This window comes from Actinophytocola sp. (assembly GCF_036555685.1).
GTDB lineage: Bacteria > Actinomycetota > Actinomycetes > Mycobacteriales > Pseudonocardiaceae > Actinophytocola.
Map to the genome: position 1 here is coordinate 1 of NZ_DATBKY010000054.1, position 12,893 is coordinate 12,893.

Below are 12,893 nucleotides of genomic sequence, written 5' to 3' on the forward strand. Positions count from 1 at the left end.
AGCCAGGGCCAGCGGTCGGCGATCCAGGGCACGAGCTTCGCCGCGCCGTACGTGTCCGGGCTCGCCGCGCTGGTCCGCGACCGGTTCCCGGAGCTGAATGCGACGCAGGTGATGAACCGGATCAAGCAGACCGCGTCGCACCCGGCCGCGGCCGGCGGGCACAACAGCCGCGTCGGCTACGGCATGATCAACCCGATCGGCGCGCTGACCACGATGATCCCCGCCGAGCACGGCATCGCGAGCGACGAGGCGGTCGAGCTGCCCTTCCGGCTGCCGCCCGCGCAGCACAAGGACTGGTCGCCGGCGAAGGTGGCGATGATCAGCGCGGGCGGCGGCGTCGGCCTGCTCCTGCTGACGCTCTTCGTCGTCCATACGGTTCGCCGCAACCGCCGCGAGCCCGACCCGCTGCGCCAACGTCCCCCGCAGGTGTAGTCGATGCGTGTCGATCCGTCCAATGTGGAGCAACTGGACGCCTGGGACGGCGCGCGCGGGGAGTTCTGGGCCGAGCGCGCGGACCGCTTCGACGAGGGTGTGGCCGCGTAGCGGGACCGTCTCCTCGCCGTGGCGGCCGTCGAGCCGGACATGGAGGTGCTCGACGTCGGCTGCGGGAGCGGGCAGACCACCCGGGACGCCGCGCGACGCGCCCGGTCCGCGCTCGGCGTGGACCTGTCGTCGCGGATGATCGCGCTCGCCCGGTCGCGGGCGGCCCGGGAGGGCGTCGCGAACGCGACGTTCGAGCAGGCCGACGCCCAGGTGCGGCCGTTCCCGGACGGGTACTTCGACGTGGTGCTGAGCCGCCACGGCGCGATGTTCTTCGGCGAGCCGCACACGGCGTTCGCGAACCTCGCGCGGGCGACCCGGCGCGGTGGCCGGCTCGTCCTGCTGTCGTGGCAGCCGGAGCAGCCGTGGAGCACGGCGTTCGCGACGGCGCTGACCGGCTCGGCCCCGCGGGCGGCGCCGTGCGTCCCCGGTGACCTGCAGGATCCGGACCAGACCCGGGATCTGTTGTCCACCAGCGGTTTCGCCGACGTCACCGTGCGGGACGAGCGCGCGCCGATGTACTTCGGGCGCGACGTCGGCGACGCGCTGCGGTTCCTCACCGGCCAGTTCGCCGCCCGAATCGGCAGGCTCGACGACCGCGAGCGCACCCGCGCTCTCGCCGACCTGCGCACGACGCTCGCCGCGCACGAGGACCAGGACGGCGTCCGCTACGACTCCGCGGCGTGGCTGATCGAGGCGCGCCGGGCCTAGCGGCGGCTGCGCGTCCGGCCCGCGAGCGTGCGCAGCTCCGCGCGCATCTCCTCGCGCGGCAACGGGTTCACGCTCATCCACTCGTCGTCGCCGGCCAACCGGTAGCGGCCGCGCTCGGTGTCGAGCCAGCGCAGCTCGTCGCCGGACCGCCGCCACTGGTCCTCGCTGTCGTCCCGGCGTGCGACACCGGCCTGGCCGTTGCCGACAACCGGCTGCAGGTGCGACACCATCCGCCGGGTCACCCGGTCGTCGAGGCCGTACCTGGCGAGCAGCTCGTCGATCTCCTGTCCCGTAAGGCTTCCCGGCTCGTCCTCGGCGCGCGACGTCATCGCGTTGAACGCGGCCTCGATCGCCCGGCGCGGCAGGCTGAACGGCGCCGACCGCGGCGGCTCCACCCGCGGGACGAGCTTCATCAGCTCGCCGACGGCCTCGTCGAGCGTCACCGCCTTCATCCGGAGCACACCGTCCGGATCGGACAGCTGCTGGGTCACCAGCAGCGACTCGTCCCGGTGCGTCATCAGCACCACCGCGAGGTCGAGCTTCTCCGTCGCCAGCACCATGTCCAGCACGCCGGTGCACGACCGCAGCAGGAACACGAAGTCCTCGGCGACGCCGAGCGGTCCGTTCTCGTCGGCGAGCCCACGGTCGGTCATCTGCTCGCGCGCGTCGCGGAAACGCATCCGCTGCTCGATGCCCGTCACCCCGGTGGCCGGCACCTCGAGCGGGAACGGCGCCTCGACCTCGGCGAACGTGCACAGCAGATCAACCTCGACCGGCAGCAGCCGCTCGCCGAGGGTGGTCTCGAGCTCCATTCCTAGACGAACTTGAACTTCGTCGAGTTGTCCCCGTCGACCTGGACGTACTGGGCGGCGCTCTGCTCGGCGCTGGCGAGGAACTCCTCCATCCGCGTGATCGCGGCGTTCAGCTGCCCGCGCAGGCCCTGCTCGCTGCCCATCCGGTCGGTGAACTTCTCCGCGAGCTCCTGGCCGACGGGGCTGGTGCCCAGCAGCGGCGCGGCGTTCGGAGTGGACAGTTCGTTGACCTCACTGCGGATCCGCTCCAGGTCGCCGCGGACCTGCTCCACCGCCGCGGCGAACGCGCGCACCTGCTCCGGCTCCACCTGCCAGTCGCCGTTCGGCATGCCCGCGGACTGGTCCTCGTACATCGGCCTTCTCCTCCCCGGACTACAGCCCGATGACGGGCGGTGCCGCCTTCAGGTCGGTCGAGAACGGGTCGTCCTCGATGGGCACCCGCCTGCGGTGCTCGCCGTCGTCCTCCTCGTCGGCCCGGCTGCCCGGCGCGCCGGAGCCGTACCCGCCGCCCCGGCCGTTGATCTCACCGCTGCGGCTGAACCGGCCGCGCCCGCGGTACTCCTTGTCCCCGTTCCGCCCGGCGCCCGCGCCGTAGCCGTTGCCCGCGCTACCGCGACCGCGGCCGGCCGCCTCCTCGGCGGCCCGCCCGTACGCGTTGCCGCTGCGGCCGATGGACGCGCCGCGTCCGTTGGTACCGCGCCCGCTGCCGGGGCCGAACGCGCCGCCCGCCCCGCGCCCGGCGCCCACGCCGCCGCGCCCGTTACCACCGCCGATCACGCCGCCGCGGCCGATGCCACCGCGCCCCGAGCCCGGTGTGCCGCGCCCGGTGCCGCCGCCGATGACGCCGCTGCGCCCGACACCGCCGCGCGCGGAGCCAGGGAGCCCGCCCCGGCCGGCGCCGATCGGACCGAGGCCGGTGCCCGGCAAGCGGCCACCGCCGACCAGGCCGGGGGCGGTGTTGACCGGTCCTCCGGCGGTGGGTCCGGTACTCGGCGGCAGGCCGCCACCACCGCTCGCGCTGGGGCCGAGACCCGTGATCGACTGCCAGCGCCCCTCCGGGCCGCCGGCAAACGCCGGGTCGGTCGTCTGCGGGATGCCGTGTACCGGACCGGATGCCGGCGGCACCGGCCGCGGGCCCGGGTCGTTCGCGCCGGGCGCGGGTGCCGCGCCGCCGGGCGTGCCGATGCCGGGGTCGGGGTTGCCGGCGGGTCCGCCGCCCGGGTTCACACCGTCGGCGGGCTGGCCGAACTGCGGCGTGGTGGAGTCGACGCCGAGCAGCGCGGTCTCGTAGCGCTGCATGGTCTGCACGGCCTTGCGCTTGAGCTTCTTCTTGCTGCTGCCGAAGCCGAACGCGCTCGCGAGGCCGCCGATCGCGGCGCCGAACGCGGCGCCGACCGGACCGCCGACGGCGAACCCGACCGCCGCGCCGCCACCGGCGGAGGCGAGCCAGTTGTTCTTCGGCATGCCGGGCATCGTGCTCTGCGCCGAGCGCAGCGCGCCGCTCGCGTCCTGGATCGGCGCGGACATCTCCTGCGCGGTGCCACCGAGCTCGGTGATCCACGCGGCGTTGGTCGTGACCTTCTGCAGTGCGGTGTCGGCAGCCGTGCCGGACCAGTACTGCATCAGCGTGTTGAGCGAGCGGCTCAGATCCTCCGACGCGCGGACGACCGACTGGCCGTGCCGGCTCCACTCGCCGGCGAGCGCGTCGAGCTGTGCCGGGTTGGCCCGGTCGGCCACCATCTTGATGAGCGGCTCCAGCCCGTAGCCGTCCCAGTTGACCCCGCCGGTGACGTAGTGGTCGTTCTCCTGGCGGCGCCTGCGGCGGTCCTGCTCGGCCTGCTGCGCGGCCTGGACGGCCCGGTTTCTGGCGTCCATCGCCTGCCGGATGATCTCATCGAAAGCGCCCACGACCAGCCCCTGCTCCCCAACGATCATCGATTCCGACGGTTCACGCTAGCGGATCCGCAGCGTCCAAGGGAGAGCCAACCGTCTGAATTGTGAGCAACTTTCTGTCTCAGTCCCGCAGCTCACCGGCCATTCGGCGGATCGCCGCGGACAGGTCGGCGGCATGCATCGGGTTCACGCTCATCCACTCGTCGTCGGTGGCGACGAGCTGGAAGCGGCCCTTCTCCGTGTCGAGCCAGCGCAGCTCGTTGCCGACGCGGCGCCAGTCCATCGCGTAACCGGCGCGGGTCGCGAGGCCGACCTGGCCGTTGCCGAGGACGGGCTGCAGGTAGTTCACGAGCCGGCGCGCGACGCGGTCGTCGATCCCGTGCTTCGCGAGGAGGTCGTCCCACTCCTCCGGCGCGACCCGGCCGCGGTCGCGGCGGGCGAGCAGGGCGTCGTTGACGCGGGCGAGGGCGCCGGTCGGGAGGGTGAACGGCGAGGTCATGGCGGCCTCGTGCGGCGGGATGAAGCCGAGGAGCTCGTCGACGGCGTCGTCGAGGCGGAGCTCGGCCATGTGCACGACGGTGGCATCGGTCAGCGGCTGCGTGGTGAGGACGGCGACGTCCTGGCGGGCGAGCAGGACCGCGCCCATGACGTCCTTGCCGGCCGAGAGAACCATGTCCAGGGCGAGCGTGCAGTCCTGCAGCAGGTAGGCGAACGCCTCGGCGACGCCCAGCGGGCCGCGCTCGTCGGCGAGCCCGCGGGCGGCGAGGCGCTCCCGGGCGAGGCGCAGGTTGATGCGGCGCTCGCGGATGGTCGAGCCGAAGTTGGGCACACGCAAGGGAAAGGGCGGCGCGGAGTTCGCGGCCGCACACAGCAGGTCGACCTCCGCGACACCCACCGGGACCGCGGACCTCGCGCTGATGATCATCTAGCCCCGGTGCCCGGCCGTGGCGCCGGCCCCGTCGGGATCGGCCCCTGGCCAACTCCCCTGGGCGCCGTTCCCGTTCTGGCTCGCGCCGGACCCGCCATGGTCCGCGCTCGCTCCACCGGACCCACCGTGATCCGAGCCGCCGCCGTGCTCGGCACCCGAACCGCCGTGACTCTGGCCACCGTCCGAACCGGACCCACCATGATCCGAACCGCCATGACCACCCTGGCCCGACCCACCATGATCGGAACCCGAGCCACCACCCTGATCCGCCCCGGACCCGCCGTGATCCGAGCCGAAGCCCCCGCCGTCCGAACCGGACCCGCCGTGACCCGCACCCGAACCGCCGTGCTCGGCGCCGGACCTGCCATGACCCTGGCCACCGTCCGAACCGGACCCACCATGATCCGAACCGCCATGACCACCCTGGCCCGACCCACCATGATCGGAACCCGAGCCACCGCCCTGATCCGCCCCGGACCCACCGTGATCCGAGCCGCCCTGGCCGCCGCCGTGATCCGAACCACCACCGTGGCCGTAACCCGCGTCCGAACCCGAACCACCATGATCCGAGCCGCCGCCGTGGTCGGCACCACCATGCCCGTATCCGGAACCCGAGTCGTCACCCGAGCCACCGTGCTCGGCCCCACCGCCGTGGTCCGAACCGCCCTGGTTCGAGCCGCCGCCGTGATCGGACCCGCCACCGTGGTCAGCGCCGCCGGAACCATCACCCGCGCCCCAGCCGCCGTGATCCGAGCCGCCATGGTCGGCCCCACCGCCATGATCCGAACCCGTGCCGTCACCGGAACCCCAACCACCATGATCGGAGTCGCCGCCCGAGCCCCAGCCGCCATGATCCGAACCACCGTGATCAGATCCACCGTGATCAGATCCACCGTGGTCGGAACCCCCGCCGTGATCCGATCCGGAGTCGCCCCCCGAACCCCAGCCGCCATGATCCGAACCGCCATGATCCGAACCGCCGTGGTCACCAGGCTGCGCATCCGACTCGTGGCCGTACCCACCCGAGTCCGAGCCGTCGTGGCCGTGGTCCGAACCGGGACCGTCCGGCCCAGGCTCGCCATCGTGCCCCGGCCCGTGGTCCGCACCGTGGTCCGAACCGTGGTCGTAAGCGGGGTCGTCGTCCTTGCCGTCGCCGTCCGCGTGGTCCTCGCCGTAGTGGTCGTCGTAACCATCGTGGTCGTCGCCGTAGTGGCCGCCGTGGTCGTACTGCGACCCGGTGTCGGTGCCGGACACGATGCCCTGGATGACGCCGGTCAGGATGCCGTCCGAGTCCGGCAGGATGCCGTCGAACGACTCCTTCTCCGTCTCGTCCATGTCCTCGTACGTCCGCGCGGCCGCTTCCGCGCTGGCCACGAACTTCTGCATCCGCGCCATGGCCTCTTCGAGCATCCCGCGCAGACCGTCGGTCGAGTTGAGCCGGTCGTCGAACTTCTTCGCCAGCTGCTCGCCCACCGGGCTGGTGCCGATCTGCGGCGTGAGGTCCGCGCCCTGCATCCGGTCGACCTTCATCTGCACGGCGTCCAGATAGGACCGCGCGCGCGTGACCGCGTCGCTGAACGCGCGCAGCCGCTCCGGGTCGATCGCCCAGCCCTGGGACGGCGGCGCCTCGGGCGCGGAGACGGTGGCCGGCGCCTGCGTGGGCATCGCCGGTGGCGGGACGGGCGTGGCGACCGCGCCCGGCAGGACGGGGGCCGCGGTCGCGTCCACCGGCACGGCACCCGCCTGCAGCGCGGCCGGGTCTACCGGCGTGGCGGTCGGCATCGCGGGTGCCGGTGTGGCCGCCGCGAGATCACCGGCGAGTACCCCGCTCTGGTCGGCGGAGACTGCCGGTGCCGGACTGGCGGCGGGAGCATCCGCCGCGAAGAAGTTGTCTGCTCCCATTGCGCTGGACCCCTTGTGCGCGTGCGGACGGATCAGAGACCGATGACGGGCGGCGAAGCCTTCTGCCCCGTGTCGAACGGGTCGTCGGCGTCGTAGGGAACCCTCCGGCGATGCGCCTGCCCCGCGGCGCCCACCACCCCGGCGGCGCCCATCGGCGTGGCTCCCATGGGACCGCCCACGCCATGCGGGTTGTTCGCACCACCGATCACCGCGCCCGCGGCCGACGTCGGCAGCACGCCACCCCGCGTCGGGACCGCGCCGCCGCCGAACTTGTCCGGGCCCTCGGCGCCGATGCCGCCGACGGACGACGTGCCGCCGACGATCGGTCCGAGGTTCATCGAACCGGCACCCCCGCCGATCCCGCCGACACCGGTGAAACCACCGCTGACCAGACCGAAGTTGCTGTCGCCGACGCCGCCCGACGCGAGCTGGGCGGCCGTGGCGTCGATCGGCATGTTCGTGAGCAGGTCCCAGCGCATGTCGATGCCGGTGACCGTGGTGACCTTGTGGACCCACTCGCCGGTGGCGGGGTCGAGCACCAGGTCGTCATCGTGCGGGACGAGCACGTCGTTCTGGCCGAGGAACCGCGGCGTGGCCCGGTCGATGCCGACCGCGGCGGTCTCGAACCGCTGCATGGTCTCGACCGCGACGCGCTTGGCGCCGGCTTGTTCGGCCTGCGCGGCGAACGCGCTGCGCGAACCCGCGGCGGCCGCGCCGACCGCGCCGCCCAGCGGGCTCCCGGTGAGCGCGGCGGCCTGCTCGGCGCTCATCGGCGCGGAGCCCGGCTGGTCCACGGGCGCGACGGTCGGCATGTTCGGCATCGTGTCCTGGGCGGCCTTGAGCGCACCCGCGGCCTCGTCGATCGGCGCGCCCATGTCCCGGGCCGTCGTGCCGAGGTCAGACACCCACTGGGCGTTCAGCGCGACCGTGTGCCGGGCCTGGTCCGCGGACGGGCCGGTCCAGTAGTTCATGAGGTCGTCCAGGGCATCGGCCAGGTAGTCGGCCGTGTCCACGATGCCGTCGCCGGCCGAGCGCCAGTCGAGCGCGAGGCGCTCGAGCTGCGGCACGCTGGCCTTGTCCACGACCATGGCCACTAGTTCCGGGAGAGTGAACCCGGGCCAGTTCACGCCGCCGCTGACGTAGTAATCACTCGCGGCGGTCGAACCGGTCCCCGCGGTCGGCTGGTCCACCATTCGTGTCAGCTCCCTGCAGTTTCCCCGACATTCGTCTCTGAGGGTAATGGGTTGCACGCAGTGACGGCACTAGCCTGACCGGACGCCTACTTCCGTACGCTCGGTGGCGTGCCGAAAGTACTGTCCGTCGCCGACGAAATCGTGGAGCCGTTGTGGACCGATTGGGTCCATCGGCGGTGCGGCGACGTGGATGTCGTGCTCGGTGCCGGTGACCTGCCGTTCGACTACCTCGAGTACCTCTCGAACGAGCTGAACAAGCCCTGTGTGTACGTGCCGGGAAACCACGACGCGGACCTGTCCGGGCACGAACGCCGAGGGCTGTGGATTCGGGACGGACTGCCGGTGGAATGGCCCGGCCCGACGGGCGGCGTGAACGCCGACTGCCAGGTGGTCGACGTCGCCGGCCTGCGGATCGCCGGGCTCGGCGGGTCGATCCGGTACAACGACGGTCCCAACCAGTGGACCGAGTGGCAGCAGGCGCGCCGGGCGGCGAAGGTGACACGGATGGCGGCTCGCCGCCAGCGCCGCGACGGGCGCGGGGTGGACGTGCTGCTGACACACTCACCGCCCCTGAACTGTGGTGACCGAGAGGATCCGGCGCACCGCGGGTTCTCCTGCCTGCACACCACCGTCGAGCGAATGCGACCCCGGTTGCTGGTGCACGGGCACATCCATCCGCACGGGCAGCGGGTGCCGGACCGGGAGATGGGAAAAACACGTGTCGTGAACACGGTCGGCTACCGCATCCTTGACGTGGGAGATGCGGGGGTAAGCGATGAACCATGACACCGGATTCCCGGTGGCCGACGCCGAGAACGACTTCCTCCGGATGCGGCGCCGGCAGGTGATGTCGCGGCTGGCGCAGTGGCTGCGCCGCTCGCCGGACGACATCAACATCATGCTGCCGTTCGACGAGGTGGTCACCGCGCTGGGACGCACCGGGGAGCGGCGGCTGGGCCTGCAGGTGATCCAGCTGGACTCGATCGTCGGCACGGTGGACCGGACCCGCGAGTTCGACCGCCGGTTCCGCCCGACGTCCGGGCAGGTGCGGGAACGCTGGCAGCGGCTGGCGCTGGCACAGCGCCGCGGCGAGGCGGTTCCACCGATCGAGGTGTACCGCGTGGGTGACATGCACTTCGTGGTGGACGGCCATCACCGGGTCTCGGTCGCGCACGCGCTCGGGCTGAAGACGATCGACGCGTACGTCACCGAGGTGACCACGCGGCTCTCCGCCGACGGCGTCCGGTATCGCGGCGACCTGCTGATGAAGGACCTCCGCCGGATCTTCCTCGAACGCGTGCCGTTGCGGGGCGACGCCCGCCGGGCGATCACGCTGCTCGACCCGTGGGAGTACGCGGAGCTGGCGGAGGCGATCGAGGCGTGGGGATTTCGCCTCATGCAGGACGAGGGCCGGTTCCTCGACCGCGCCGAGGTGGCGCGGCGCTGGCACGAGGAGGAGTTCGTGCCGGTCGTCCGCATGCTGCGGCAGGCCGGCATGATCGAGACGGGGCCGGAGGCGCACGCGTACATGTGGGTCGCGTGCGAGCGGTACAAGCTGATGCGCACGCATCGCTGGGACGACGACGTGATCGAGACGATCCGGGACAACCGCCGCGGCGTTGCTAGGACGTGACCTTCGCGACGGCGATTCCGGGGTCGTCGCGGGTGGCCGCGAGCAGGGTGCCGTCCGGGTGCCAGACCGAGCTATGGCCACAGCCGCGGTAAGGCCCGGTTGGTCCGGAGTGGTCTGCGAGGACGACATGGAGCGCGTTGTCCTCGGCCCGGCGTGCGGCAATGGTGTGCGGCCGGTCGAGCCCGTCGCCCTGGTCGAAAAGCCCGCTGACCAGGTAGGCGTCGCAGCCGTCCGCCTTGGCGGCCGCGGCATGCGCGGGGTGGGATGCGTCGGCGCAGATCGCGAGGCCGAGCCGCCATCCGTCGAGCTCGAACGTGCGCCGTTCGGTGCCCGGCGTGATGCCGGCCGCCTGCTCCTTGGCGGTGACGTGCTCCTTGTCGTACCGGGCGGCGGGTCGCCCGTCACGACCGAGGACGAGCACGGAGATGTGGACCGCGCTGCCGTCCCGAGTCGGCCGTCCGGCGACGACGGCCGTGCGGGTCTCTGCGCAGGCCTGGGCGAGCGGCTCTAATCGCGAGTCATCGAAATCGAGCGCGTTCCGTCGCGGATCACCGACGATATCCGGCAATTCGTAACCCGTCAGGAACAATTCGGGAAGCACGACGATGTCCACCCCACGGGCGGCCGCTCGCCGCACCAACCGCGCCGCGGTCGCAACATTGGCAGCTATATCCAACGGCACACAACCCGCCTGCCCAGCGGCCACCACGAGCGCCCCAACCAGACCGCCCACGTCGCTCATCCTGCCTCGTCACCCGGCACAGGCCACCTGCGCCGCGACCACGAGCGTCCCAACCGGACCGCCCACCTCACCCAGACCCAGGTCGTCACACGGCACATAGCCGCCGTCCAGCCGCCACCGTCAGCATCCGACCGGACGCCCATCTCGCTCAACCCCCCACCTCACACGCGGCACGCAAACGGCCCGCCCAGCCGGCATCTCGCGTGTCCCAACCAGACGGCCCACAACCCGCCCTCACCACAACGAAAGCAGGCACCATCACGGTGCCGCCGACCGCGAGCTCAACCCGTCACCCCGCCCACCCACCTGCGCTCGCTCGCGCGCGTACAGCTCCACCCTCTCCAGGGACACCCCCAAGTTTCCCATTCTATCGGGGGCGGCCGGCCGAAATAGGCGGTCAGCCGTTGCCTGTGGATAACTCGTTGCCTGTGGATAGCCGTTTTGCCAATCGCTCGTTTCCCGCCATTCTCGATTTCGTCGCGCGCATCTCGCCGCGGCTTGCCGGAGGGGAAGGGATCGAACAATGAAGAACACCATCGGGCGTGTGGTCACCGTCGTCGCGGCGGTCGGTGCGGCGTTGGCGACCGGGGCCGGGGCGGCGGGCGCGGCCACCGCACCGAACGCGTGTGACCGCGGCGAGTTCTGTATCTGGCCCGGCGAAGGCTACGCGGGCCCGATCGTGCGGCTCGCGCTGGAGAACACCAATCCCGGCGAGTGCGTCCCGCTGCCGGAAGGCGCTGACGGGCGTTCGTTCGCCAACCGGTCCAAACGGCCGGTCACGGTGTACCAAGGACGCGACTGCAGCACGGAGGGCGAGTTCGAAACGTATCCGGGCGGCGGCACATTCGTCCCGGAGGCACCGTACGTAGTCCGCGGTGTGCAGATCTGGGCGAACTGAGCACCAGACCGCCAACCACCAGGTGAGCTGAGGCCGCTCTCAGTTCACATACGGGAATCTTTGGGAGGCTCCATGCGTTGATCCTTCGGTCAGACGAGGCTGTGGGGGAGTGTGATGGATGGTTCGTCCAGATCACCGGAGAGAGCCGAGAGACTGACCCGGCGGGGGCCGTGGGTATCCGGCTTCGTGCTGTTGTCGGCGTGCGGCGCAGCGCTGCTCACCCGGCTGGCGCTTGCGGGAGTGTGCCTCGCGAAGCGCCTGGCCGCGGTCGAACGGTGGGCGCGCACCGGGCACGTGGTGCGGCGGTGTGCCGTTGTCGCCATCGGCGTCGCGACGGCATACCTGGCCGCAACGCTGCCGGACGTCTTCCCCAGCCTGGCGATTCCTGGTGTGCTGGACGGACGGAGTGTCTCCGGTTTGATGCGGCCTGCGCCGTTCGGGCTGGAGACGCTGATGCTGATGGCACTCGCGGTGCATCTGCTCCACGTCACAGTCACCTCCGCCCGCGAGCGCCGGGAGCCTGCGAGAGTTGAGGCAGCCGGATGATTGCGCTCGCCATCGCGTTCGCCGTACTCGGCGCGCTGTGCAGTGCGATCGGCGCCCAGCTGCAGCACCAAGGGGTCCGCATCGAGTCGCAGGACACGCGGTTCGGTCTGCGGTCGATCGGCCGGCTCGTGCACAACCGCCGGTGGCTGCTCGGCGTGGCAGTGCTGACGGCGTGCGCGGTGTTGCAGATCCTGGCGCTCGCGCTCGCCCCGGTCACCATCGTCGCGCCGATCGTGGTGCTGGCGCTGCCGGCGGTGGCGGTCCTCAACGCCCGCACGTCCGGTGAGCGGCTCGACACGCCCGCCACGTTCGCGGTCATCGCGAGCACACTGGGCGTGGTCGTGTTCGTGTCGCTCGCGTCCGGGCACGCCACTCCGGTGGTGTTCCCGCCGCACGCGGTGCTGCTGGCGTGCGAGATCATCGGCGGAGCGGTGGCGCTGTTCGGCGTCATCGGCGCGTGGCGGGAGGGCATCGTGCGCTGCGTGATGCTCGCGACCGGTGCGGGGATGGCGTACGGGCTGGTGTCGATCCTGGTACGGGACGTGACGTACACGTTCCAGAGCGACGGCCTCGCCCGCGTCTCACCGCTGTCCGCGACCGCGCTGGTGGCGGCGTTCGCGGTGGGCTCCTGGTACATCCAGCTCGCCTACGCCAGCGGGCCGCCGGACATCGTGGTCGGCTGCCAGACGGTGCTGAGCCCCATGGTCGCGACCGCGATCGCGGTCGGGCTGCTGGACGAGACGGCCGACGCCGGCGGCATCACCGGTCTCGGCATGGTGGCCGGCGCGCTGGTGGCGATCTTCGGAGTCATCCTGCTGGCCCGCCACCACCCGGAGGCGACCTCGCGAGCCACCCCACACGCAGCCGAACGCCGCCTGTTCCGCGCCGTCTCCCGCCGCTGACCGCGGCCGAGTGACCGACACCGACCGACCAACACCGACGGAGCTACCTACCGCTACCGAGCGACGCCGACCGTCGATCGCCGAGACGTCCGCGGTCGATGTGTCCTGCGAGCTCGCCTAACGGGACCGGACCGCGCCGAGGTGGCACCGGATGATGTGCCGCAGCCGGCCCGATCCACGTTCGAGGCCGGCC

At 72.0% G+C, this 12,893-nt stretch carries 13 protein-coding genes and 1 pseudogene; 7 read left to right on the forward strand and 7 right to left on the reverse strand.

Going from position 1 to position 12,893, the window contains the following annotated elements:
* Positions 1-432 (forward strand): S8 family serine peptidase (locus VH969_RS05935; RefSeq protein WP_331971587.1); only part of this gene is annotated, 432 nt, incomplete at its 5' end.
* Between the two features lie 126 nt (positions 433-558).
* Positions 559-1,251, forward strand: a pseudogene (locus VH969_RS05940) (class I SAM-dependent methyltransferase); the annotation flags it as partial.
* Here the strand turns inward: VH969_RS05940 and VH969_RS05945 are convergent.
* The 6 genes from VH969_RS05945 to VH969_RS05970 all read right to left on the reverse strand — a co-directional run bounded on the left by VH969_RS05945 (position 1,248) and on the right by VH969_RS05970 (position 7,979).
* A complete protein-coding gene (locus tag VH969_RS05945) occupies positions 1,248-2,063 on the reverse strand; it encodes an ESX secretion-associated protein EspG (protein ID WP_331971590.1) in 816 nt (271 codons plus the stop codon). The pseudogene VH969_RS05940 and the gene VH969_RS05945 overlap by 4 nt on opposite strands.
* 2 nt (positions 2,064-2,065) lie before the next feature.
* Entirely contained in the window at positions 2,066-2,416 is a 351-nt protein-coding gene (locus tag VH969_RS05950) for a hypothetical protein (RefSeq protein WP_331971593.1), read from the reverse strand.
* Positions 2,417-2,435: 19 nt separating this feature from the next.
* A complete protein-coding gene (locus tag VH969_RS05955; RefSeq protein WP_331971596.1) occupies positions 2,436-3,971 on the reverse strand; it encodes a WXG100 family type VII secretion target in 1,536 nt (511 codons plus the stop codon).
* 106 nt (positions 3,972-4,077) lie between these two features.
* A complete protein-coding gene (locus VH969_RS05960) occupies positions 4,078-4,881 on the reverse strand; it encodes an ESX secretion-associated protein EspG (protein ID WP_331971599.1) in 804 nt (267 codons plus the stop codon).
* On the reverse strand, positions 4,882-6,786 hold the full coding sequence (locus VH969_RS05965; protein ID WP_331971602.1) for a hypothetical protein: 1,905 nt from the start codon (positions 6,784-6,786) through the stop codon (positions 4,882-4,884).
* Between the two features lie 32 nt (positions 6,787-6,818).
* A complete protein-coding gene (locus VH969_RS05970) occupies positions 6,819-7,979 on the reverse strand; it encodes a hypothetical protein (protein WP_331971606.1) in 1,161 nt (386 codons plus the stop codon).
* A 108-nt stretch (positions 7,980-8,087) separates the two neighbouring features.
* On the opposite strand from VH969_RS05970, the gene VH969_RS05975 reads away from it, so the two are divergent.
* Positions 8,088-8,765 (forward strand): metallophosphoesterase family protein, encoded by a 678-nt coding sequence (locus VH969_RS05975; protein ID WP_331971609.1) that lies wholly within the window; start codon positions 8,088-8,090, stop codon positions 8,763-8,765.
* Complete coding sequence (locus VH969_RS05980) at positions 8,755-9,612, forward strand: ParB N-terminal domain-containing protein (protein ID WP_331971611.1); 858 nt, start codon at positions 8,755-8,757, stop codon at positions 9,610-9,612. The genes VH969_RS05975 and VH969_RS05980 overlap by 11 nt, the downstream gene beginning before the upstream one ends.
* Here the strand turns inward: VH969_RS05980 and VH969_RS05985 are convergent.
* The gene (locus VH969_RS05985) at positions 9,602-10,354 is read right to left on the reverse strand and encodes a carbon-nitrogen hydrolase family protein (RefSeq protein ID WP_331971613.1); all 753 of its coding nucleotides are present in this window, start codon (positions 10,352-10,354) and stop codon (positions 9,602-9,604) included. The two genes, VH969_RS05980 and VH969_RS05985, sit on opposite strands and share 11 nt — an antisense overlap.
* A 523-nt stretch (positions 10,355-10,877) precedes the next feature.
* Between VH969_RS05985 and VH969_RS05990 the strand changes: the two genes are divergently transcribed.
* From VH969_RS05990 to VH969_RS06000, 3 genes are all read left to right on the forward strand, one after another.
* Entirely contained in the window at positions 10,878-11,252 is a 375-nt protein-coding gene (locus VH969_RS05990; protein WP_331971615.1) for a peptidase inhibitor family I36 protein, read from the forward strand.
* Positions 11,253-11,438: 186 nt separating this feature from the next.
* A complete protein-coding gene (locus tag VH969_RS05995) occupies positions 11,439-11,798 on the forward strand; it encodes a hypothetical protein (protein WP_331971617.1) in 360 nt (119 codons plus the stop codon).
* On the forward strand, positions 11,795-12,700 hold the full coding sequence (locus VH969_RS06000) for a DMT family transporter (protein WP_331971619.1): 906 nt from the start codon (positions 11,795-11,797) through the stop codon (positions 12,698-12,700). The genes VH969_RS05995 and VH969_RS06000 overlap by 4 nt, the downstream gene beginning before the upstream one ends.
* Positions 12,701-12,893: the final 193 nt, after the last annotated feature.

Bases quoted from the DNA above. Each gene is read 5' to 3' on its own strand.
- VH969_RS05980 (WP_331971611.1), top strand. From the start codon at position 8,755: ATGAACCATGACACCGGATTCCCGGTGGCCGACGCCGAGAACGACTTC.
- VH969_RS05970 (WP_331971606.1), bottom strand. From the start codon at position 7,979: ATGGTGGACCAGCCGACCGCGGGGACCGGTTCGACCGCCGCGAGTGAT.
- VH969_RS05990 (WP_331971615.1), top strand. From the start codon at position 10,878: ATGAAGAACACCATCGGGCGTGTGGTCACCGTCGTCGCGGCGGTCGGT.
- VH969_RS06000 (WP_331971619.1), top strand. From the start codon at position 11,795: ATGATTGCGCTCGCCATCGCGTTCGCCGTACTCGGCGCGCTGTGCAGT.
- VH969_RS05960 (WP_331971599.1), bottom strand. From the start codon at position 4,881: ATGATCATCAGCGCGAGGTCCGCGGTCCCGGTGGGTGTCGCGGAGGTC.
- VH969_RS05985 (WP_331971613.1), bottom strand. From the start codon at position 10,354: ATGAGCGACGTGGGCGGTCTGGTTGGGGCGCTCGTGGTGGCCGCTGGG.
- VH969_RS05965 (WP_331971602.1), bottom strand. From the start codon at position 6,786: ATGGGAGCAGACAACTTCTTCGCGGCGGATGCTCCCGCCGCCAGTCCG.
- VH969_RS05945 (WP_331971590.1), bottom strand. From the start codon at position 2,063: ATGGAGCTCGAGACCACCCTCGGCGAGCGGCTGCTGCCGGTCGAGGTT.
- VH969_RS05950 (WP_331971593.1), bottom strand. From the start codon at position 2,416: ATGTACGAGGACCAGTCCGCGGGCATGCCGAACGGCGACTGGCAGGTG.